Genomic DNA, 22,873 nt, shown 5'->3' with positions numbered 1-22,873 from the left:
TGTCTGGCGTCGACCGCCGGGACGGCCGGGTGTCGATGCCGTCCAGGCATCAGCCACGGCCCGTGCAGGGCCGCGGTCAACAGTCTCCCATCACCCTAGCAGAGGGCGACAGAGCAACCGTTGGAGCCTACGCAGCCCGGCAACGGCCGTCAAACGTCTCGATCGGCAACCGGCTCGGCCGCGCTGCCGGCGCAGGGCTCCGGACCGTCGGGCGTCGGGCATGGGCGTCGGGACCATCGCCGGCAGACGGCCCGGCCCGGGTATCCCGGCGAAGCCGGTGCCCGACTCCGCCGACCCACCCCGCCAGACGGGGTTTTCTCTGCTGTCGGCAAGGTCCCGGGGGGAGCCGACGGTTGAAGGGTTGTGGACAACGCTGTTAGCGTGCCCGATTGCACGTCAGCGTCAAGGGGTGGGGATGCCGCTGACGGGCAAAACCGGACAAGCTCGTCGATCGTTCGACAGATGAACCCGCGTCAACGCCGGTCGGGCCGGGGGCAGACGACACGGACGCCCGGCCGGGCGACACAATCGGTCGATACACAGGCTGTGGATAACCTGTGGACGGCGCCGGCACCCGCCGAACGCCGCGTCGTGCCTGTTCGAGAGCACGTCAGCAAGCCTGGAACGGTCGACTGGGACGGCAACGGCGGCCGGAGACGCAGAGGCGATGGGGGTGGCGCGACGGTGGCCGACACGATCGACCTTGGCGCGGTGTGGGCGGCGACGACGGAGGAACTGGCCGACGAGATTATTTCGGCCCAGCAGCGTGCCTATCTCCGGCTGACCCGTCTGCACACCATTATCGAGGACACCGCTCTGCTATCCGTACCGGACGCCTTCACCCGGGACGTGATCGAGTCGCGACTCCGCCCGGCGATCACCGAGGCACTCTCCCGCCGGCTGGGCCGGGCCGTCCAGGTGGCGGTCACCGTACGGCCGCCCGAGGACGGCCAGGTGCGCCCGGTCGGTACCGGCTATCCGGCCGGACCCGAACCGGCGGGAATGGCCGCGCCCCCGGGTTATCCCGGATCCGGCGGCTCGCCGGGCTATCCCGGCGGCGCGGAGCCGGCCGGCGGATACGACGGCGCCGACCCATCGGGAGGGGGATACGGCGACCGCGAGCCGGCCGGCGGATACGGCGACTCCGACCCGACCGGCGGGTACCGGGCCGAGCCGCTCCGCTTTCCCGGTGAGGCCGAACGCGAATACCCGGTACGACCGGAGCGGGAGTTTCCAGCCGGCCCCGGCCCGGAGGCCCCCGAACACCGGAACCCGGTGCCGGACCAGACCGGCGGGCGCAAGCCCCCGACGTTCACCGGCTCGGCTCAGGTGCCGTCCGGCGCTGCGGGACGGCCCCCCGGGCGCCCCGACCCTGCCCGGGGCAATCTGATCCCGACCAGCCGGGACGGCCAGGAGCCGCTCTTCAGCGCGCCCTATCCCGAGCCGTACCGGCCGACCGCTCCGCACCAGGAGCGGCGGGGCTTCGACGAGCGGGGGACCGACACCGGCGACCTGGGCCAGTTCGGCGACCACCGGCCGGCGGACCGCCGCTACCACGACACCCGGGACGGTGCCGGACGGCTCGGGCCCGGCCGGGACGGCGGCCCGGACAACGGTCCGGGGCGGGGCGGCGGCAACGCCTTACACCGGCCTGGTGGCCGGGACGACCGCCGACCGGGCGGGGTCGGCGGGGCCGGAGACGTCGGCGGCAACCGGCTGAACCCGAAGTACATGTTCGAGACCTTCGTCATCGGCTCGTCCAACCGGTTCGCCCACGCGGCGTCGGTCGCGGTGGCCGAGTCGCCGGCCAAGGCGTACAACCCGCTGTTCATCTACGGCAGCTCCGGGCTGGGCAAGACCCACCTGCTGCACGCCATCGGGCACTACGCGACGACGCTGGGCAACGCCCGCTCGGTCCGGTACGTCTCGACCGAGGAGTTCACCAACGACTTCATCAACTCGCTCCGGGACGACAAGACGAGCGCGTTCCAGCGCCGCTACCGCGACGTCGACATCCTGCTGATCGACGACATCCAGTTCCTGGAGAACCGCGAGCGGACCCAGGAGGAGTTCTTCCACACCTTCAACACGCTGCACAACGCCAACAAGCAGATCGTGATCACCTCGGACCGGAAGCCGAAGGACCTGGCGACGCTGGAGGATCGGCTGCGTACCCGGTTCGAGTGGGGCCTGCTCGCCGACATCCAGCCGCCGGACCTCGAGACCCGGATCGCGATCCTGCAGAAGAAGGCGGCCCAGGAGCGGCTCTTCGCCCCGCCGGACGTACTGGAGTTCATCGCCTCCCGGATCGCCAACTCGATCCGGGAACTCGAGGGGGCACTGATCCGGGTCACCGCGTTCGCGTCGCTGACCCGGTCTCCGGTCGAACTCTCGCTGGCCGAGGAGGTGCTCCGGGACTTCATCCCGGACGGCTCCGGGCCGGAGATCACCGCGGACCAGATCATGATCTCCACCGCCGACTACTTCGGGGTGAGCCTGGAGGACCTGCGCGGGCAGTCCCGGTCCCGGGTACTGGTCAACGCCCGGCAGGTGGCGATGTATCTGTGCCGGGAACTGACCGACCTGTCGCTGCCCCGGATCGGCCAGGCGTTCGGTGGGCGCGATCACACCACCGTGATGCACGCTGACCGGAAGATCCGGCAGCAGATGGCGGAACGCCGCTCGCTCTACAACCAGATCGCCGAGCTGACGAACCGGATCAAGCAGAACACCTGACCTGACTGACCGAACCGGCGAGGGCCGGGTACGGGCCGACCCGGTCCGTACCCGGCCCTCGGTCGTGATCCGGGGCCTCCGACGGCGATCGGCCGGCCCTCGGTCGTACACAGGCCCGCTCGTTGTACCCAAGCTGTCCACAGCCGGTTGTCCACCGCCGGTGGATAACCTCGGTTCGGCGTCGGACGGAGAACCCACAACCTGTGGACAAGGGTTGGGGAAACGCATGTGGACGGTTACTGAGCGTCACATAGTTGTCCACCGCTCGGGGCGGGCTGTGTACGGGCTGTTGAAGGTTCTGGGGACGGTGCCTGTCGATCTCCGCCCGGCTGTGCCCACAGATGGGGAAAAGCCGGTGGGTAACCCGGTGGACGGCCGGTGGACAAGCGTGGAAAACCCCGCCGACGGAGGTGGCTGTGGATCGCGAGCCCGGTTTCGACCCCGGTTGTCCACACCTCGCACACCGGTGGAGAAGTCGCTGACCTGCGTAAAGGCGGCCCCTCCACAGTTTGCACAGCACCGATGAAGACGATTGAGTTATCTCTTCAAGAGAACAAAAACCAATCATCGGCGTTGGGCATCCTGTGGACTCTTTTGATCCGTCGTACCCATGGGTCAAGATCTGCCGAAGTACCGGGGTCGGGCGCACAGCCGATGTGGCCGGGCCCTAAGGTGCGATGCAGGGCCGCACGGTTGGCGGGGCCGGAAGGCGACCGCCGGCATGAGACAGTTGTCGCTGACGTCGATCCGGAGGCATGGCATGAAGTTCCGCGTGGAGCGCGACGCGCTCGCCGACGCCGTGGCGTGGACCGCGAAGAGTCTGCCCAACCGTCCCTCGGTGCCGGTGCTGGCCGGCGTGCTGCTCCGGGTCGGTGAGGGTGGGCTGCACGTCTCGGGCTTCGACTACGAGGTGTCCAGCCAGGTGACCGTCGACGTGCAGAGCGAGGCGGAGGGCGCCGCCCTGGTCTCCGGCCGGCTGCTGGCGGAGATCACCAAGGCACTGCCGGCGAAGCCGGTGGACATCGCCGCCGCCGGGGCCCATCTGGAGCTGGTCTGCGGTAGCGCCCGGTTCACCCTGCCGACGATGCCGGTCGAGGACTACCCGACCCTGCCGGAGATGCCGGGCAGCGCCGGCACCATCGACGCGGCCACCTTCGCCGCCGCGGTGGGCCAGGTCGCGATCGCCGCCGGCCGGGACGAGACGCTGCCGATGATGACCGGCGTACGCATCGAGCTGAACGGCTCGACCCTGGCGATGCTCGCCACCGACCGCTACCGGCTCGCGCTGCGCGAGATCGACTGGCGGCCGGACAACCCGGAGGTCAGCATCAACGCGCTGGTGCCGGCCCGGACCCTGCACGACACCGCCAAGGCCCTCGGGCCGCTCGGCGGCGACGTCACGATGGCGCTCTCCCAGGGTGCGGCCGGCGAGGGCCTGATCGGGTTCACCGGCGGCACCCGCCGGACCACCAGCCGGTTGCTGGACGGCGCCAACTACCCGCCGGTGCGCTCGCTCTTCCCGGCCGGTTCCAACGCGGAGGCCAGGGTCTCGGTCGCCGCGCTCGTCGAGGTCGTCAAGCGGGTGTCGCTGGTCGGCGGCCGGACCACGCCGGTACTGCTCAACTTCAGCTCGGACGGCCTGGTCGTCGAGGCCGGCAGCACCGAGGAGGCCCGGGCGAGCGAGGCGATGGACGCCACCTTCACCGGCGAGCCCCTCACCATCGGCTTCAACCCGCAGTACCTGATCGACGGACTCCAGAACCTTGGCTCGGCGCTGGCGGTCTTCTCCTTCGTCGACGCCTTCAAGCCGGCGGTGATCTCGCCCTCCACCGAGGACGGGGAGATCATTCCCGGCTACCGCTATCTGATCATGCCGATCCGGGTCACCCGCTGATCGCACCGGTTCTGGAAGGAAAGTTCATGCAACTCGGCCTGGTGGGCCTCGGCCGGATGGGCGGCAACATGCGCGAGCGACTGCGCGCCGCCGGGCACGAGGTAATCGGCTACGACCAGAACCCGGCGCTGTCCGACGTGGCCAGCCTGGCCGAACTGGCCGAGAAGCTGGCCGCGCCGCGGGCGGTCTGGGTGATGGTGCCGGTGCAGTACACCGAACCGACCGTCGACGGGCTGATCGAGGTCCTCTCCGCCGGAGACATCGTCATCGACGGTGGAAACTCCCGGTTCAGCGACGACCTGCCCCGGGCGGAGAAGCTCGACCGGCACGGCATCGGCTATATCGACGTCGGCGTCTCCGGCGGCATCTGGGGGCGGGAGAACGGCTACGGCCTGATGGCCGGCGGCGACGAGCAGCACGTCGGGCGGCTGATGCCGATTTTCGACGCGCTCAAGCCGGAGGGTGAGTTCGGCTTCGTACACGCCGGGCCGGTCGGCGCCGGGCACTACGCCAAGATGGTGCACAACGGCATCGAGTACGGCCTGATGCACGCCTACGCCGAGGGCTACGAGCTGCTCACCGCCTCCGAACTGGTGACCAACGTGCCGGGCGTGTTCAAGTCCTGGCGGGACGGCACCGTGGTCCGGTCGTGGCTGCTCGACCTGCTCGACCGGGCCCTCGACGAGGACGCGGAGCTGTCCCAGCTCAGCGACTACACCGAGGACACCGGCGAGGGGCGCTGGACGGTGGACGAGGCGGTCCGGCTCGCCGTGCCGCTGAACGTGATCACCGCCTCGCTCTTCGCCCGGTTTGCCTCCCGCCAGGACGACTCGCCCGCGCTGAAGGCCGTCTCCGCACTGCGTCAGCAGTTCGGCGGGCACGCGGTCCGCAAGCACTGACCGGTGTACGTCCGCCGGCTCGAACTGGTCGACTTCCGCTCGTACGAGCGGGTCGGGGTCGACCTGGAGCCGGGTGGGAACGTGCTCGTCGGCCCGAACGGGGTGGGCAAGACCAACTTCGTCGAGGCGCTCGGCTACGTGGCGACGCTGGCCAGCCACCGGGTCGCCACCGACGCCCCACTGGTTCGGGCCGGCGCCACAGCCGCGGTGCTCAGGTGCGCGATCGTGCACGACGGTCGGGAGCTGCTGGTCGAGCTGGAGGTCGCCCCGGGTCGGGCCAACCGGGCCCGGTTGAACCGCTCGCCCGCCCGCCGGGCCCGGGACGTGCTCGGCGCGCTGCGGCTGGTGCTCTTCGCCCCGGAGGACCTGGAACTGGTCCGGGGCGACCCGGCCGAGCGGCGGCGTTACCTCGACGACCTGCTGGTCACCCGGATGCCCCGGTACGCCGCCGTCCGCGCCGACTACGAGCGGGTGGTGAAGCAGCGCAACGCGCTGCTGCGTACCGCCTATCTGGCCCGGAAGACCGCCGGTGGGCGGGGCAAGGCCGCCCGCGCCGACGCCGAGCGGCCGGCCGAGGGCGGCGGTGACCTGTCGACCCTGGCGGTCTGGGACACCCACCTGGCCCGGCACGGGGCGGAGCTGCTGGCCGGGCGGCTGGAACTGGTCGCCGCGCTCGGCCCGCACGTGACCAAGGCGTACGACGCGGTGGCTGCCGGGCGGGGCGCGGCGTCGATCGCGTACCGCCCGTCGGTGGAGCTGCCCGACCCGGTGCCGGACCGGTCGGCGCTGGAGGAGGCGCTGTCGGCCGCGCTCGCCGAGTCCCGGCCGGCCGAGATCGACCGCGGCATGACCCTGGTCGGGCCGCACCGCGACGAGTTGACCCTGACCCTGGGTACCCTGCCGGCCCGGGGGTACGCGAGCCACGGCGAATCCTGGTCGTACGCGCTGGCGCTCCGGCTCGCCGCCTACGACCTGCTCCGCGCCGACGGCGTCGAACCGGTACTCGTGCTGGACGACGTCTTCGCCGAGCTGGACAGCGGCCGCCGGGAACGCCTCGCCGAACTGGTCGCCGGGGCGAGCCAGCTCCTGGTCACCTGCGCGGTCGCTGACGACGTGCCGCAGGCCCTGCGGGGCGCCCGCTACGAGGTCTCCGACGGGCAGGTGTCCCGTGCCGACTGATCCGCCGACCCCACCTCCGGCCCGGGAGCCGCGCGGCTCCGGTGACGGCAGCGGCCGAGCCAGCCGCAGCAGGCCGGTGGCGCGCTCCACCGCCGATCCGGCCACCCCGGCCGATCCGGCACCGCCGTCAGATACGGCGCAGGCCGATCCGGCACCGCCGGCCGGAGACGGTGAACTGGCCGGTCCGGCGCTGGCCCGGGCGGTTCTCGACGCGGCGCTCGCGAAACGGAGAGCGCCCGGCCCGCGTCGGCGTACCCCTGGCGGAGCCGACCTGGACGCGGAGTCGGCGGCCGACGGCGCGGCAGGCGGGCCTGGCGGTGCCGGCTCGACCGCCGGGCGACCCGGCGGGCAGCGGCGCCGGCCGCGCGGCTACTCCGGCCCCGGGCCGGACCCCCGCGATCCGCAGCTGTTCGGTACGGTGCTGGCCCGGCTGGTGAAGGCTCGGGGCTGGCAGCAGCCGGCCGCCGAGGCGACCGTCTTCGGCGCCTGGGAGCGGGTGGTCGGGCCGGACGTGGCCCAGCACAGCCGCCCGGTGAAGCTGGAGAACGGCGAGCTCACGGTCGAGGCGGAGTCCACGGCGTGGGCGACGCAGCTCCGGCTGCTCGCCGGCTCGCTGCTGCGGCGGATCGCCGCCGTGGTCGGACACGGCGTGGTTCGCCGGCTGCACGTGCACGGCCCGACGGCACCGTCCTGGTCGCGAGGTCCGCGGCGGGTGCGAGGACGTGGCCCTCGGGATACGTACGGCTGAGCCGGACCGACGGCACGCGCCGGGCGAACCGGCTGACCGCGAGCCGCCGCCGGCCGGCGGCGGAGCGGGCGGCCGGCAGCGCGAGCCGGCGCGGTGCGGGCCGGGCGGGCGCCGAGTCGCGGCGGGCCAGTGCCAGGCCGGCCCAGACCGAGGCGAGCAGGCCGACGCAGCCGGCGAGGACGAGGGTCTGCCGGGGTCCGGCGTGCTCGGAGAGCCAGCCGAGGACCGGCGCGCCCACGGCGGTGGCGACCGAGCCGGTCACCGCGATGGCGGCCAGCACCCGGCCCCGCATGGCGCCGTCGGTGTCGAGCTGGGCCCGGGTGCCGACGGTGGTGTCGATGATCACCGCAGCGGCGGCGATCGGCAGGATCGCGACGGCGAAGGTCCAGATCCCGGGGGCCAGCCCGGCGACCGCCTGCAACACGCTGGCGGCCACCCCGGCACCGACCAGGAGCCGGTAGCTGAGGTCGCGTCGGCGGGCGGCGGCCAGCGCGCCGAGGACCGTGCCGACCGCGAAGACCGTGGAGAGCAGCCCGTAGCCGCCGGCGCCACCGCCGAGCGGGCCGGCGCTCATCGCCGCCATGGTGACCTGGTAGTTGCGGCCCAGGCTGCCGAGTACGAAGGCGAGCGCGAGGGCGGTCAGCACGACCGGCTGCCGGCAGAGGTAGCGCAACCCGGCGCGTACGCCGTGCCGGTCGCCGCCGCGTTCCGCAGCGGCGGCCTCCGGCTGGTGCAACTCCCGCTGGCGTACGGCGAGCAGCCCGGCGACCACCGCGACGAAGCTGACGGAGTTGATCGCGAACAGCATCGCCGGCCCGGTGGCGGCCACCACGACCGCGCCGACGCTCATTCCGAGGATCCGCCCGGCGGAGTTGGTCAGCGAACCCAGCGCCAGGGCGTTGCCGAGGGTCTCCCGGTCGACCATGGTCGAGCCGTACCGGCCCATCACCGGTCCCTCGATCGCCGAGAGCATGCCGCTGACCAGCGAGATCAGATAGATCGTCGACATCTGCGGCGCATCCGACCAGGCCACCGCGGCCAGCCCGGCGGCGAGTCCGGCGTGCCCGACCTGGGTGGCGACCAGCAGCGGCCTGGCGGGCAGCCGGTCCGCCAGCGCGCCGCCCCAGCCGCTGAGTATCAGGGTGGGCAGCGCCTGGAGCAGTACGGCCAACCCCATGGAGGTGGCCGAGCCGGTCTGCTGGAGGACGTACCAGTTGACTCCGAGCACCTGCATCCAGGTGCCGATCACCGAGACGAAGCCGGCACCGGCCCAGATCCGGTAGTTCCGATGGCGCAGCGCCCCGAAGGTCGTACCCAAGGCCGCGAACCCTCCCCGTTGGTCGGCGGCGAACGCGGTACGTCCTGACGCCGTGGCCCCATGTCACCAAGACGTGACTCGCCGGGCGACGGGCAAGTCTGACTTCTGCTCCACCCCGCCGTGCAGGGGGCGATGAGCCGCGTCACGCCGTACCGCCATAGAACCGACGATCCGGGCCAATAGGGGTGTACCCGTTCGGAGGAGGGGAGGTCGGTCGGACGCCCGGAGTCGACGACGGACCGACCGCTCCGCGAACCCAGCCATCCTCAGCCCAGCCGCCGTCCGGCGGCTCCCCTGCCGGAGCCGCAGCCCGTGCCGGAGGCGGCTCAGGCGGAAGTGGTTCAGGCAGAGGCGGGAGGCGTCGGTCAGGAGTCGGCGTAGACGGCGAAGCCGCGTTCGGCGCACCGGCGGTAGAAACCGGCCAGCACGCCCAGCTCGGAGCGGGAGAAGCTCCACTGCGGCGGCGCACCGGACTCGTCACGCAGCGCGTCGAGTCGGCTGTCCAGCCAGCGCAGTTGCTGTTCGGCCAGGCGACCGCCGGCCAGCGCGGCCCGCAGTACGCCGCTGACCGTGTCGAAGGTCACCGAGTCGCCGTACTCCCGGTGCCCGTCCACGAAGCGCTCCAGGCCGCCGGCGATCCAGGCGCAGCCGTCCGGGTCGATCACCGGGTCCTCGTCCTCGGCGGCGGCCTCGGTGGCGTAGAGCACCCCGTCCAGCCCGAGCAGCAGGTCGACCAGTTCGGTGTAGGCGGTCGCCCGGACCGAACCGTTCTTGGCGATGTATCCGGCGAGGGCCGCGGTCGGGGCGGCCACCTCGGGCGAGTCGGCCAGCTCGCCGAAGTCGACGAACTCGGCCGGGGCGACCGGGTCGTAGAAGCGGCCGGTCCGCGGCCAGCGCACCGCGACGTTGTCCAGCCCCATCGGGCGTCACCTCTCCATGCACCTGACGAAACCGGTCGTTTGGACCGTCCGATGCTCTTACCGGGCATCCTGGCCACGGAGCTTACTTCCGGCGTCGACAAGTTACGGCACCGCTCGCCCTCCGCGCGACCCCCGGTCGGTGGTGCGCCGAACGTCCGGTCCGGCATGGCCCCGGCTGGGCGGGCACGACCAGGCTGGGAGGTGTCGGCCGGCGACGGTACAACGATGCCGGAAACGGCCCCCGATTCGATCTCAGGCGTGTGGGGGGAGTCGTAGGCGAGGGGGTACGGCCGCCTACGAGGTTCTCAGGGCGCCGCGCAGGGGTGCCGCATACCCAATATGTCATCTGGGCACAGTAAGATTGACGGCGAGACGACGACACGGTGTGGAGCGGAGACCGGGCCCGGGGTGGTCCGGCCGGCACCGCACCGGGTCCGAGCCGATCGCGATCCGTGGGCAGCCGCGGCGACCGGCGCGTTCGACCGTACCCGGAATTCCTCGTGGTGCCGGCCCGCGCGCCTGTCGTGGGCCGCCCACCAAACCCGCGCTTCCGCGCCGCACGGCGCGGACCGCGCGAGAAAGTGGCCAAGGTGGCAGCGCAGAAGAAGCAGGAGTACGGCGCCGAGTCGATCACCGTTCTGGAGGGCCTGGAGGCCGTTCGTAAGCGGCCCGGTATGTACATCGGATCGACCGGTGAGCGCGGTCTGCACCACCTTGTCCAGGAGGTCGTGGACAACGCCGTGGACGAGGCGATGGCCGGCTACTGCGACACCATCGAGGTGGTGCTGCTCGCCGACGGCGGCGTCCGGGTCACCGACAACGGGCGGGGTTTCCCGGTCGACCTGCACCCGAAGCTGAAGAAGCCGGGTGTCGAGGTGGCGCTGACCGTGCTGCACGCGGGCGGCAAGTTCGACGGCAAGGCGTACGCGGTCTCCGGCGGCCTGCACGGCGTCGGCGTCTCGGTGGTCAACGCGCTCTCCACCCGGATGTTCGTCGAGATCCACAAGGACGGCTACGTCTGGCGGCAGAGCTACACCAACTCCAAGCCGTCACCGCTGGAGAAGGGCGAAACCACCAACACCAGCGGCTCGGCGGTTTCTTTCTGGCCCGACGCGGACGTCTTCGAGACCGTCGACTTCTCCTTCGAGACCATCTACCGGCGGCTCCAGGAGATGGCCTTCCTCAACCGGGGGCTGACCATCCAGCTCCGCGATGAGCGGGTACGGGAGGAGGACGGCAAGCCGCGCGAGGTGACCTTCTGCTACAAGGGCGGCATCGCCGACTTCGTCCGGCACCTCAACGCCTCCAAGAACCCGATCCACAAGACCGTGGTCGAGTTCGGCGCGGAGGAGGACGGCATGGCGGTCGAGATCGCCATGCAGTGGAACGAGTCGTACGGCGAGTCGGTCTACACCTTCGCCAACACCATCAACACGCACGAGGGCGGCACCCACGAGGAGGGCTTCCGGTCCGCACTGACCAGCGTGGTCAACCGGTACGGTGCGGAGAAGAAGCTGCTCAAGAGCGACGAGAAGCTCTCCGGCGAGGACATCCGGGAGGGGCTCGCGGCGATCATCTCGGTCAAGCTGACCAACCCGCAGTTCGAGGGGCAGACCAAGACCAAGCTCGGCAACACCCCGGTGAAGAGCTTCGTGCAGCGGGTCTGCAACGAGTGGCTGGTCGACTGGTTCGACCGGAACCCGGGCGAGGTCAAGCTGATCATCACCAAGGCGACCCAGGCGGCCCGGGCCCGGATCGCGGCGCAGCAGGCCCGCAAGCTGGCCCGGCGCAAGTCGCTGCTGGAGTCCGGCTCGATGCCGGGCAAGCTGGCCGACTGCCAGTCCACCGACCCACGCGAGTCCGAGGTGTTCATCGTCGAGGGTGACTCGGCGGGCGGCTCGGCGAAGCAGGGCCGGGATCCGCGTACCCAGGCGATCCTGCCGATCCGGGGCAAGATCCTCAACGTGGAGAAGGCCCGGATCGACCGGGTACTGAAGAACAACGAGGTCCAGGCGCTGATCACCGCGCTCGGCACCGGCATCCACGACGACTTCGACATCGAGAAGCTCCGCTATCACAAGATCGTGCTGATGGCCGACGCCGACGTCGACGGCCAGCACATCCAGACCCTGCTGCTGACCCTGCTGTTCCGGTTCATGCGGCCGCTGGTCGAGCTGGGCCACGTCTACCTGGCCGCACCGCCGCTCTACAAGATCAAGTGGAACCGCAAGGGCGACGACGCCCAGTACGCCTACTCCGACCGGGAGCGGGACGGGCTGATCGCGCTGCGCCAGCAGAAGAAGCCGAACGCCAAGCCGGACGACATCCAGCGGTTCAAGGGTCTGGGCGAGATGAACTACCCGGAGCTGTGGGAGACCACGATGAACCCGGCGACGCGTACCCTCCGCCAGGTCACCCTGGACGACGCGGCGACCGCCGACGAACTGTTCAGCGTCCTGATGGGCGAGGACGTGGAGGCACGCCGCTCGTTCATCCAGCGCAACGCCAAGGACGTCCGGTTCCTCGACATCTAGTGGCGGTACGGCGGCTCCCGACACCGACCGGACCGGCCGGGTCGAGATCTCCGACCCGGCCGAACGGCCGACCGGGACCGCCGTTCCACACAGTTATCCACAGCTTCCACGGTTTCCACAGCCGTTATCCACAGCGGAATGCGGCTTTGAGTCTGATAAGGGTTGACAGTGACGGATACTCCCGAGTCCTCCGCTAACGAGCCGGAGCAGGACGCGGCTGCCGCCAGCGCGGTCGCTCAGCACGACCGGATCGAGCCGGTCGGGCTCGAGGTGGAGATGCAGCGCTCCTACCTCGACTACGCGATGAGCGTGATCGTCGGGCGGGCGCTGCCGGACGTACGGGACGGGTTGAAGCCCGTACACCGGAAGATCCTCTACGCCATGTTCGACTCCGGCTACCGACCGGACCGCGGTTACGTGAAGTGCTCCCGGGTGGTCGGCGACGTGATGGGTCAGTTCCACCCGCACGGCGACTCGGCGATCTACGACGCGCTGGTCCGGATGGCCCAGACCTGGTCGCTGCGCTACCCACTGGTCGACGGCAACGGCAACTTCGGATCGCCGGGCAACGATCCGGCTGCGGCGATGAGGTATACAGAATGCAAGCTTGACCCGCTGGCGATGGAGATGCTCCGGGACATCGACGAGGACACCGTCGACTTCCAGGACAACTACGACGGCCGGGCCAAGGAGCCGACCATCCTGCCGTCCCGGATCCCCAACCTGTTGGTGAACGGTTCCGAGGGCATCGCGGTCGGCATGGCCACCAAGATCCCGCCGCACAACCTGCGGGAGATCGCCGACGCGGTGCAGTGGTGCCTGGAGCACCCGGACGCCGACGAGGCCACCACGCTCGACGCGCTGATCGGGATCGTCAAGGGGCCGGACTTCCCGACCCACGGACTGATCGTGGGGACCACCCCGATTCAGGACGCGTACCGGACCGGGCGCGGCTCGATCCGGATGCGCGCGGTGGTGGAGGTCGAGGAGGACAAGAAGGGCCGGACGAGCCTCGTCGTCACTGAGCTGCCGTACCAGGTCAACCCCGACAACCTGGCCGAGCGGATCGCCGAGCTGATCAAGGAGGGCAAGCTCGCCGGGATCGCCGACATCCGGGACGAGTCCTCCGGGCGTACCGGTATGCGGATCGTGCTGGTGCTCAAGCGGGACGCGGTCGCGAAGGTGGTGCTGAACAACCTCTACAAGCACACCCAGCTCCAGGAGACCTTCGGCGCCAACATGCTGGCCCTGGTCGACGGGGTGCCGCGCACGCTCAACCTGGCCCAGTTCATCCGGCACTACGTGGGCCACCAGATCGACGTGATCCGGCGGCGTACGGCGTACCGGTTGCGCAAGGCCGAGGAGCGGGCGCACATCCTGCGGGGTCTGGTCAAGGCGCTGGACGCACTCGACGACGTCATCGCGCTGATCCGGCGCTCGCCGACGGTGGAGGAGGCCCGGCAGGGCCTGATCCAGCTCCTCGACATCGACGAGGTGCAGGCCACCGCGATCCTGGACATGCAGCTTCGCCGGCTCGCTGCGCTGGAGCGTCAGAAGATCATCGACGAGCTGGCCAAGATCGAGCTGGAGATCGCCGACCTCAAGGACATCCTGGCCAAGCCGGAGCGGCAGCGGAAGATCATTTCCGAGGAGCTCGGCGAGATCGTGGCCAAGTGGGGCGACGACCGCCGGACCAAGATCGTGCCCTTCGAGGGCGAGGTCTCGATGGAGGACCTGATCGCCCGCGAGGACGTGGTCGTCACCATCACCCGGACCGGATACGCCAAGCGGACCAAGGTCGACCTCTATCGCTCGCAGCGCCGGGGCGGCAAGGGGGTCAGTGGCACGACGCTGCGCCAGGACGATATCGTCAGCAACTTCTTCGTCTGCTCGACGCACGACTGGATGCTCTTCTTCACCAATAAGGGGAGGGTCTACCGAGCCAAAGCGTACGAGTTGCCGGAGGCCAGTAGGGTGGCGAGAGGCCAGCACGTGGCCAATCTGCTCGCCTTCCAGCCCGACGAGCAGATCGCCCAGGTGATCGAGATCCCGGACTACCAGGTTGCGCCGTACCTGGTCCTGGCCACCAGGAACGGTCTGGTGAAGAAGACGAGGTTGGAGGAGTTCGATTCCAACCGCTCTGGCGGCATCATCGCGATCAACCTCCGCGACGAGGACGAGCTGGTCGGAGCGGCGCTGGCGGGACCCGGGGACGACCTCCTCCTGGTGTCCAAGAAGGCGCAGGCGATCCGGTTCAACGCCACCGACGAGGCGCTCCGGCCGATGGGTCGGGCCACCTCCGGCGTGATCGGGATGCGGTTCACCGACGACGACGTGCTGCTGGCGATGGAGGTGGTCCGCGAGGGCATGGACCTGGATGTCCTCGTGGCGACGAACGGGGGTTACGCGAAACGTACCCCGATCGAGGAATACCCCGTGCAGGGTAGGGGAGGTAAAGGGGTGCTGACCGCGAAGATCACAGAGCGCCGCGGCGGTCTGGTCGGCGCGGTCGTCATCAGCCCGGACGACGAGCTGTTTGCCATCACCAGCAACGGCGGCGTGATCCGGACTCCGGTGAAGCCTGTACGCCGAACGCGTGATCGGAACACAATGGGTGTCAAACTGATGGACCTACCAGACGGCGTGACTATTGTGGCGATTGCTCGCAATGCCGACGAGCCTGACGAACAGGACTAGTTGATGACGGAGACACAGGCGAAGTCGGGGGCTGCGGGGACCTCGACCAACCCGGTCGACGAGGAGGCCGCCGCGGGCGGTGCACCAGCGACCGGCCGCGCGGCCGTTGGCCGGGCGATGGTCAGCGCCGACACGCCGTCCCCCAAGTTCACCCGGGCGCCGGGCATGCCGCCGCCACCCGACGAGCTGCCCGAGGAGTCGACCACACCGTCGGCCGGGGCGGCCGAGGGCGGAAAACCGGCGTCTGCCACGACGGAAGCCGCGACTGCCGCGACGTCTCCGGCGGCGACCGCTGCGGCTTCCCGAGGCAGTTCCGGGGTGAACCGGTCCGATCAGGCGGGCAACAGCGATTCGACCGCGACGAGCCGGCTGGAGCAGTCCGGCGAGGCGCTCCGTACCGCGCGGATTCCCGGCCGGACCGACCGGCCGGGTTCCCCGGGTGCCGCCACCGGCGCCGAGGCGACCCAGCCGATCTCCGGCGGTGCGCCGCAGAGTGCGTTCCGGCCGGGTCGGGCCGGTGGGAGCGCCCAGACGACCCCGGGCACCGGCCGGTTCGGCCTCGGCGGCGCGGCGGCGCGTACCGCGACCGGAGCTCCCGGTGCCGCGGGCGCACCGGGCCCGGGTACGCCCGGTAGCGCCGGCGCGGTCGGTGCGGCCCGGGTGACCGAGGCGGTCCGCGCCGCCCGCAGTACGGTCAGCTCCGCCGCCTCGCGTGGTCCCCGTCGGGCCCGGCTGAACCTCAAGCGGATCGACCCGTGGTCCGTGATGAAGTTCTCGTTCGCGGTCTCGCTGGTGCTGTTCATCGTGGTGATAGTCGCGACCTCCGTGCTCTACCTGGCGCTCGACGCGATGGGCGTCTTCGACAGCGTGAACGGCACGTTGACCGACATGATCAGCGCGAGTGGCGGGCAGGGCACCGGCGACACCTTCCAGATCACGGCCAAGGGCGTGATCCTCACCTCCGGTCTGATCGGGCTGGTGAACGTGGTGCTGTTCACCGCACTCGCCACCCTCGGCGCGTTCATCTACAACGTCTGCGCCGACCTGGTCGGCGGTGTCGAGTTGACCCTCGCCGAGCGTGACTGAACGGTCGACAGCAGCTTCGTCGATGCCGGGGCGCCGCAAAGCGGTGGCCCCGGCATCCGCCGTTCCGGTACGGTCTGCGTCGTAGCTGGTACGACGGCTCGGTCGGCGAACCGCCGCCCCCGAGTTGGGATCGGCGCCGGAGGTACGGTAACCTTGCTCGTCGCAACGGGGGGCTATAGCTCAGTCGGTTAGAGCGCAGAGCTGATAACTCTGAGGTCGATGGTTCGATTCCATCTAGCCCCACTTCATACCGTCCGACGGCTCGTCGAGCGTGAGGATACGTCCATGTTGAAGAAGATCCTGCTCGTTGTCGGCGTGGTGGGCGTTGCGGCCCTCGTCTACAAGAAGGTCAAGGAATCCAACGACGAGCGCGCCCTCTGGCACGAGGCCACCACCGCACCCGACCTGCGGTAGGGCGTTGACCGGACTGCCATCCCCGGGACGGCATCGTCCCGCCCGGGGCCGTAGCTCAACTGGCAGAGCACTGCCTTTGCAAGGCAGGGGTTAGGGGTTCGAGTCCCCTCGGCTCCACCACACATTGCCCTGAGCAGGCGTAACGCTTGATGCAAGATCATCTATTACGCATCAGTACGATCCGCTGCCGTCTGGCTGTCGGCGAATCGCGGCTCGTCGACGCTCGTAGCCGGTACGGTGTACGCCGTGTCGAGGAGTGCGGTTGACGAGGCGATGAGCCTTGAGGACGAGGCGGATCAATATCCGGACGATCGGGGCGAGATCCTGCTTGAGGCGGCGGAGGGATGGCGCCGGGCGGGACAACTCGACCGGGCGATTGCGCTGCTGGACGGACTGATCGCCGATGGCGGCGAAGATGGCTGCTACGCGATGGTGCAGCTCGCCGAGGCACGATTCGAGCAAGGCAGCGTCGCTGAGGCGCATGCTGTGCTGGACCGTCTGGCCCGCGATGCGGCGACGAACGACGGCCACTGCACGCTGGTCGCCGAACTGCGCCGTGCACGCTGAGCGGGGCCTTACCGCATCCCAGGCGGCAGCGGCCTGCGACCGGATCGGTCAGGCACCGAGCATTGGCTGCCGAAAGAACCAACGGCGCCGGTCGCCCTGGTACACGATGAGTTCATGACGGCATGTCGGCGCTGCGGGTCGCCGGTCTCGCTTTGGCGGATGGCTGGGATCGGCGGCACGACGGCGACGGCCCGCAGCAGCTCCGCCCTCGGCGCTGCCAGCCTTGGCGCGTCAGCGGTCGGCGGGCTGGCCCTCGGCGCGGTCGCCGTCGGCGCGCTGGCCATCGGCCGGTTGGTGATCCGCCGTGCCGTCATCCAGGAGGTACGGCTGTCCTCGGTACGGGTCGGCCGACTGGAAATCAGCAATCTGGTTATGCCACAGGAGACGACCCGTACGCATCGAGCCGAGTGACGAGAGCCTCCGGCTACATCGCCGCGGCGATACGTTCGGTGCCCCGCCCGGAGAGCGCGGCGAGGCCGGCGGCCCGACGGTGTCGGTGGCGGACCGGACGTCTCCCATGCCGCCGGTCGGGACCTGGTTCCCGATCAGGTAGCGGTCGTTGAGCACGACTCCCGGAGACAGCGTTCGATCACGGTACCGGTCGCCGGACGGCCGGTTCGGCAGTGGTTACCGCCCGGCCCTGCCATCCGGTGTCCGGTCAGAAGCCTTCCGGGGCGTGCGGTACGTAATGCTCGCCGAGCCGGCGCAGTTCGTCCTCGCCGAGCGACAGGTCGACCGCGGCGACCGCGTCGGTGATGTGCTCGGGCTTCGTCGCACCGACGATCGGGGCGGTCACCGCCGGCTGGTGCAGCAGCCAGGCGAGCGCCACCTGGGCCCGGGGAACCCCGAGTGCGCCGGCCACCTCGGCGACCGCGCCGACCACCCGCCGGTCGGCCTCCTCGGCCTGCTTGTAGAGGGTGCCGCCGAAGTTGTCCGTCGCGCTGCGGGTGGTGGTGACCTGCCAGTCCCGGGTCAGCCGACCCCGGGCCAACGGGCTCCAGGGCAGTACCCCGACGCCCTGGTCGAGGCAGAACGGAAGCATCTCCCGCTCCTCCTCCCGCATGATCAGGTTGTACTGGTCCTGCATGGACACGAACCGGGTCCAGCCGTGCAGGTCAGCGGTGTACTGCGCCTGCGCGAACTGCCAGGTCCACATCGAGGAGGCGCCGAGATAGCGCACCTTGCCGGCCCGTACGAGGTCGTGCAGCGCCTCCATCGTCTCCTCGATCGGCACGTTCGGGTCGTACCGGTGGATCTGGTAGAGGTCGATGTAGTCGGTGCCGAGCCGGCGCAGGCTCTCGTCGACCTGGGTGAGGATCGCAGCCCGGGACAGCCCGCCGCCGTTGGGCCCCGGACCCATCCGGCCGTGCACCTTGGTGGCGATGACCACCTCGTCCCGCCGGGCGAACTCGCCGAGCAGCTTTCCGGTGATCTCCTCGCTGGTGCCGAGGGAGTAGACGTTGGCGGTGTCGAAGGTGGTGATCCCGGCCTCGATCGCCTGCCGGATGAACGGCCGCGCCTCGTCCAGCCCGACCGACCAGGAGTGGGTGCCGCGCTGCGGGTCGCCGAAGCTCATGCAACCGAGGACGACGCTCGACACTTCCAGTCCCGAGCCGCCCAGCCGTACGTACCGCATCAGTACTCCTCGCCTCGTCCGTAGTCGTGCCCGACGACGTCGGCACGCCGCACCGGCGAGCCGTCGATCACCGGCTGCAGGCAACGTACCGGCGGGCGGGGCGACCAGGGAACCCGTGCGTGACCATGACAGCAGACACCATCACGACCGGCTCCGGAACGGTCCGGTCAGCGTTCCGGAGCGCCGGCCGGCACCGGGCGGATCCACCCCGGACAGCCGGCGGCCCCTCCCGGTCGGGTGCAACCGGAAGGGGCCGCCGTGAACGGTCGACGGTGCTAGTCGGCGCTCACCGGGTGACGCCGAAGACGATCCGGCTGAGGGTGTCCTCGGTGCCGGTGAAGCCCTCGCCCGGGTTGAAGGTGTCCTCGCCGAAGTCGACGTCGGGGTCGTCGGCGGTGCCACCGACGCCGTCCGGGCCGACCCCGAACATGAGCGGGAAGTTGCCGCCCTGGTCCATCAGGTTGGCGTGGTCGTTGAACTGGTCGACGTGCCAGTCGCCGAAGAAGTGCCCGGCCTCGTGCGCGGTCACGTTGCCCACCGCCTGGCCGACGAAGCCGATCCGGTCACTGGCCCCGCTGAGGTACGTGTTCAGCGACGCGTCGTCACCGGCCGGGTCGCTGAGCACGTCCAGCAGCACCAGGGCGGAGTCCTGGGTGCCGAAGTTGCCCGGGTCGATGAACTGGGCGACCCCGATGGTGGGTACGCCCGACTCCTCGATGCTGCCGCCGATGATGATCCGGCTGACGTTCGCCTGCCCGAACGGGTCCGCATGGTCCCGGCTGTTCAGGATCCGGATGTCGAAGCGCTGGTTGAGACCACTCTCGATCATGTCGTGGCGCAGGTTCTCCCGGACCTCGGCGACGATCGCGTCGATGACCGCGTCCTCGTCGGCGGCGGTCAGCCCCCAGCGGCCGAGGAAGGACCGCATCGGGCTGAGGGTGCGTACGCCCGGGCCGCCGAAGATGGCGGTGTTGATCCGCGCGCCGTCGAAGTCGAGGAAGAGCGTCTGCCGCGGCTGCTGCCCCGGCCGGTACGCCTCGACCGTGATGTCGTACATGCCGTCGCCGAGGTTGACGCCGACGTAGTGCCAGCCGGCCTCGTCGGCCACGTGCTCGGTGACCGCGTTTCCGCCGCCCGGGAGCGGGCTGTTCGGCGGATAGAGGGAGGAGCCGTCCTGGTCGGAGCCGTGCACCTCGTGGCCATCCGGGTCGTAGACCGTGATCTTGGCGGCCGACCCCTCGACCGAGGCACCGAGTACGTCACCCGGCCGCAACTTCACGGCGAAGAAGTCGCTGTCCTGCTCGGCGGTCCCGATGGTCACCTGGTACGGCCCCTCGCTGCCGGCACCCGCACCGCTGGCCGAGTCGAACGGGTCCTCCGGAATCGTCGGGAAGCCGACCACCGCCACGTAGTAGGTGCCGTCGGCGGCGAACTGGTGCACCAGCAGGCTGTCCAGTCCCTCCGGGCTGTCGTCGTTGAGCGCGATCAACTCGCCCTCGGCGTCGTAGAGCAGCACGACCGAGTCGAGTTCGCCGGCCGGCGTGTCGATGTCGACCGTCAGGGTTTGGCCGGCGGTGCCGGTCACCTCGTAGAAGTCGAAGTCACCGCTGCCGCTGCCGGTGCTGCCGTGCGGGCCGTCCCCGATCGCCGCCGTGGTGGTGACGGCCTGCTCGGCCGCACCGACCCCGGTCTCGCCGGCCAGCGGAATGGCGCCGTCGTCCTCCGGGTTCGGCGCGATCTCCGTCGCGTCCACCTGCTCCGGAGAGAGGGTGCCGAGGATCCGCAGCCGGGGATTGTCCTTGCCGGCGGTACCGAATCCGGTGATCCGCTGCGCGGTGGCCGGGGTGTCGTTGCCGCCCCGGATGCCGGCCGGTTCCTCCTCGTCGGCCAGCACCGGTGCGGCGGCCACCGCCCGCTGCTGCGCCCGCAGCCCGGCCCGCTGGTCGCCCTGCTTCGCCAGCCAGTTCTTCCACCCGACGTAGTCCGCCTTGGCGGGATCCGGCAGCAGCGCGAGGAACGGGTTCGGCCCGGCCGGCTGCTTCGCGGCGCTCGGCTTCACCTTGGCGAGGCCGATGGTCGGTGCGCTGGTGGCAGCGCCTGTGGTGTGCTCGTCGCTACCCGGCCGGGCCTGGGCACCGGTGGGTGTCAACCCTGCGGCCACCAACGTTCCGGCGGCCAGGATGGCGATCGTTCGACGCATATGTCCCCCTCCGTCTGCCATCTCTCGGTGGCCCCCGCCACCGATGGCTACCGTGACGCTACTGATCTCGAAGGGAAATTAATAGAAGCAGCGACATATCTGACTGCGTCGTCGTGTATCTCCGGTGCTGGTTCCAACCTGTCGCGGTTCGTCGGCATGTATCCGGCAGAGCGAGTTGTCACGGGAGGGATCGTGGATCGTGGAGGACGACGTTGGCTTCCGGGAGTTCGTCGAGGCACGACTGGTCCGACTGTCCCGAGTGGCCTACCTGCTGACCGGGCGGCACCACGACGCCGAGGACCTGTTGCAGGCCGCGCTGGTCAAGGTCGCCGCACGGTGGCGGCGCGTCGCCGCGACCGGCGATCCCGAGGCGTACGTCCGGCGGGTGATGTACAACGAGCGGATCCTGTCCTGGCGCAGGTGGCGACGGCAGGTGGTGCAACCCGCCGAAGGCGTACCCGAGGTCGGGCCAACTGGGGACGCGGCCGACGGCGTGGTCTCCCGGCTCGTCCTGGAACGCGCCCTCGCCCGGCTCACCTGGCGGCAGCGGGCGGTGCTGGTGCTGCGGTTCTTCGAGGACCTCTCGGTCGCTGAGACCGCGGCGGTGTTGGGCTGCTCGATCGGCACCGTGAAGAGCCAGACCAGCCATGCCCTCGGCCGGCTGCGGACGCTCGCCCCCGAACTCGCCGACCTGATGAGTGAACCGATGGAGGTGGCAGATGAACGGGTTGAGGGACATGCTCGGTGAGGTCGCCGAGCACGCGAAGGTGTACGACGTGACCGGACGCGCCGTCCGGGTCGCCCGGCGGCGCCGGCATGCCGCCCGGCTCGCTCCGGTGGCCGCGGCGGCGGCCGTGGTCGCCTTCGGCGCGGTCGCAGTCGTCGGGTTGCGCCCGGATCCGCCCGTCGGGCAGACGGTCGTCGCGGTGCCGACCGTCGACTGGCTGCCGGAGCGGCTCGACCTGCCGGCATCGGGGCCGGATCCGCTGCCGGCCACCGGCCCGGTCGGCCGCGGGGTGCTCGTCTACGCCGACCTGAGACGGGACGCGCCCGCACCGGTGCTGCTCACCGAGGACGGCCGGCAGCACCGGCTGGCCCAGCCGGTCACCTCGGCACAGGGGGCGTCGCACACCCGGCCGACCCTCTCCCCGGACGGCCGCTGGCTCGGTGAGCAGCGCGACGGCCGGTACGTCCTACGCGACCTGACCGGTACCGCCCGGCATCAGCTCACCGAAGGGTCCTCCCCGGTCGCCTGGTCGCCGGAGAGCCGCTGGCTGCTGCTCACCGATAACCTCGACGAGGATGCCGCGCCGGTCCGGCTCGACCTCACCTCCGGGGAGCGGCGACAGGTCCCCGGTGTGGACAGTGAGCGGTGGCAGCCGGTCGCGGTGCTGCCCAGCGGCGAGGCGGTGCTCCTTGGAGTCCCGAAGGGATCGACCCGGCGGACGAGCCTCGAACTCCGGCTCGTCGACGCGGCGGGCGCTGCCGAGCCAACTCGGTTCCAGTTCGAGCTGCGGCTGTATCTGCGGCCGGCGGAGAGTGTGGGCTGGGAGACGCCGAGGCTCTCCCCGGACGGGCGGGCGCTGCTGTTCAGCGTGGTCGAGCTGGCGGATCCGGAGCAGGGCATGCCGGGTCTGGACCACGGTGGCGAGCTGATCCGGGTCGACCTGACCAGCAAGGCGGTACGTCGGATCCCCCTGCCGTACGCCGACCGCCCCGGCCCGCCCGCGCCGAGTCCGAGCCCGGCGGCCGCCCGTGCCTGGTGGAACGAGCCGCTCGGGTACCTGCCGGAGGGGGTGCTGTTGCGACTGCGTACCGCCGACGGACAGGGTGACGCGCTCCAGGTGCTCGATCCGGCGACCGGCGCGGTCGGCAGGGTCACCGAACTGCCGGCGCGGGGGCCGGCGGTGGAGTTCGTCTGGCCGCGGGGCTCCTGACCCGGGCCTCGGGGGGAAGGCGGGGCTCAGCCGGGCCGGTCGGAGCCGGTGGTGCCGCCGCGAATCAAGGCGGCGCCACCGGCCGGTGACGTACTGCCGGTCCCGTCG

At 70.6% G+C, this 22,873-nt stretch carries 16 protein-coding genes, 2 tRNA genes and 1 pseudogene; 15 read left to right on the top strand and 4 right to left on the bottom strand.

All coding sequences use genetic code 11. From position 1 onward, the window contains the following. Positions 1-684 precede the first annotated feature (684 nt). The 5 genes from dnaA to R6Y94_RS32290 all read left to right on the top strand — a co-directional run bounded on the left by dnaA (position 685) and on the right by R6Y94_RS32290 (position 7,456). Positions 685-2,736, top strand: coding sequence for a chromosomal replication initiator protein DnaA (gene dnaA, locus R6Y94_RS32310; protein WP_318399803.1), 2,052 nt, complete (start codon positions 685-687; stop codon positions 2,734-2,736). A 760-nt stretch (positions 2,737-3,496) separates the two neighbouring features. Further along, entirely contained in the window at positions 3,497-4,630 is a 1,134-nt protein-coding gene (gene dnaN / locus R6Y94_RS32305; RefSeq protein ID WP_318399801.1) for a DNA polymerase III subunit beta, read from the top strand. A 26-nt stretch (positions 4,631-4,656) separates the two neighbouring features. After that, positions 4,657-5,529, top strand: coding sequence for a phosphogluconate dehydrogenase (NAD(+)-dependent, decarboxylating) (gene gnd / locus R6Y94_RS32300; RefSeq protein WP_318399799.1), 873 nt, complete (start codon positions 4,657-4,659; stop codon positions 5,527-5,529). Positions 5,530-5,532: 3 nt separating this feature from the next. Next, the gene (gene recF, locus R6Y94_RS32295) at positions 5,533-6,708 is read left to right on the top strand and encodes a DNA replication/repair protein RecF (protein ID WP_318399798.1); all 1,176 of its coding nucleotides are present in this window, start codon (positions 5,533-5,535) and stop codon (positions 6,706-6,708) included. Between the two features lie 76 nt (positions 6,709-6,784). Beyond that, positions 6,785-7,456 (top strand): DUF721 domain-containing protein, encoded by a 672-nt coding sequence (locus tag R6Y94_RS32290; RefSeq protein WP_412102931.1) that lies wholly within the window; start codon positions 6,785-6,787, stop codon positions 7,454-7,456. 82 nt (positions 7,457-7,538) lie between these two features. On the opposite strand, the pseudogene R6Y94_RS32285 reads toward R6Y94_RS32290, so the two are convergent. Continuing rightward, positions 7,539-8,774: pseudogene (locus tag R6Y94_RS32285) on the bottom strand (MFS transporter); the annotation flags it as partial. 365 nt (positions 8,775-9,139) lie between these two features. Next, positions 9,140-9,694 (bottom strand): hypothetical protein, encoded by a 555-nt coding sequence (locus R6Y94_RS32280; protein WP_318399796.1) that lies wholly within the window; start codon positions 9,692-9,694, stop codon positions 9,140-9,142. Positions 9,695-10,284: 590 nt separating this feature from the next. Here R6Y94_RS32280 and gyrB point away from each other — a divergent pair. From gyrB to R6Y94_RS32240, 8 genes are all read left to right on the top strand, one after another. Next, complete coding sequence (gene gyrB / locus R6Y94_RS32275; protein WP_318399794.1) at positions 10,285-12,228, top strand: DNA topoisomerase (ATP-hydrolyzing) subunit B; 1,944 nt, start codon at positions 10,285-10,287, stop codon at positions 12,226-12,228. A 168-nt stretch (positions 12,229-12,396) separates the two neighbouring features. Further along, positions 12,397-14,925, top strand: coding sequence for a DNA gyrase subunit A (gyrA, locus tag R6Y94_RS32270; protein ID WP_318399792.1), 2,529 nt, complete (start codon positions 12,397-12,399; stop codon positions 14,923-14,925). A 3-nt stretch (positions 14,926-14,928) separates the two neighbouring features. Next, positions 14,929-16,011, top strand: a complete 1,083-nt coding sequence (locus R6Y94_RS32265; RefSeq protein ID WP_318399790.1) for a DUF3566 domain-containing protein — start codon at positions 14,929-14,931, stop codon at positions 16,009-16,011. A 169-nt stretch (positions 16,012-16,180) separates the two neighbouring features. Beyond that, positions 16,181-16,254, top strand: a tRNA-Ile gene (locus R6Y94_RS32260). Positions 16,255-16,296: 42 nt separating this feature from the next. Then, positions 16,297-16,425, top strand: a complete 129-nt coding sequence (locus tag R6Y94_RS32255) for a DLW-39 family protein (protein WP_225945452.1) — start codon at positions 16,297-16,299, stop codon at positions 16,423-16,425. Positions 16,426-16,469: 44 nt separating this feature from the next. Then, a tRNA-Ala gene (locus R6Y94_RS32250) sits at positions 16,470-16,545 on the top strand. Positions 16,546-16,671: 126 nt separating this feature from the next. Continuing rightward, complete coding sequence (locus R6Y94_RS32245; protein WP_318399788.1) at positions 16,672-16,992, top strand: hypothetical protein; 321 nt, start codon at positions 16,672-16,674, stop codon at positions 16,990-16,992. Positions 16,993-17,151: 159 nt separating this feature from the next. Then, a complete protein-coding gene (locus R6Y94_RS32240; RefSeq protein ID WP_318399786.1) occupies positions 17,152-17,403 on the top strand; it encodes a hypothetical protein in 252 nt (83 codons plus the stop codon). A 247-nt stretch (positions 17,404-17,650) separates the two neighbouring features. On the opposite strand, the gene R6Y94_RS32235 is transcribed toward R6Y94_RS32240, so the two are convergent. Together R6Y94_RS32235 and R6Y94_RS32230 are read right to left on the bottom strand one after the other, a co-directional pair. Further along, positions 17,651-18,628, bottom strand: coding sequence for an aldo/keto reductase (locus tag R6Y94_RS32235; RefSeq protein WP_318399784.1), 978 nt, complete (start codon positions 18,626-18,628; stop codon positions 17,651-17,653). A gap of 286 nt (positions 18,629-18,914) precedes the next feature. Beyond that, positions 18,915-20,828, bottom strand: coding sequence for a PPC domain-containing protein (locus R6Y94_RS32230; RefSeq protein WP_318399783.1), 1,914 nt, complete (start codon positions 20,826-20,828; stop codon positions 18,915-18,917). A gap of 199 nt (positions 20,829-21,027) precedes the next feature. Between R6Y94_RS32230 and R6Y94_RS32225 the strand changes: the two genes are divergently transcribed. Together R6Y94_RS32225 and R6Y94_RS32220 are read left to right on the top strand one after the other, a co-directional pair. Beyond that, positions 21,028-21,576 (top strand): SigE family RNA polymerase sigma factor, encoded by a 549-nt coding sequence (locus R6Y94_RS32225; RefSeq protein WP_318399781.1) that lies wholly within the window; start codon positions 21,028-21,030, stop codon positions 21,574-21,576. Then, complete coding sequence (locus R6Y94_RS32220; protein ID WP_318399780.1) at positions 21,548-22,765, top strand: hypothetical protein; 1,218 nt, start codon at positions 21,548-21,550, stop codon at positions 22,763-22,765. Before R6Y94_RS32225 ends, R6Y94_RS32220 begins: the two co-directional genes overlap by 29 nt. Positions 22,766-22,873: the final 108 nt, after the last annotated feature.

Source organism: Plantactinospora sp. KLBMP9567 (genome assembly GCF_033446045.1).
Lineage (GTDB): Bacteria > Actinomycetota > Actinomycetes > Mycobacteriales > Micromonosporaceae > Plantactinospora.
Note: the sequence above shows the minus strand (reverse complement) of the source record. Positions and strands in the feature narration are given on the sequence as shown.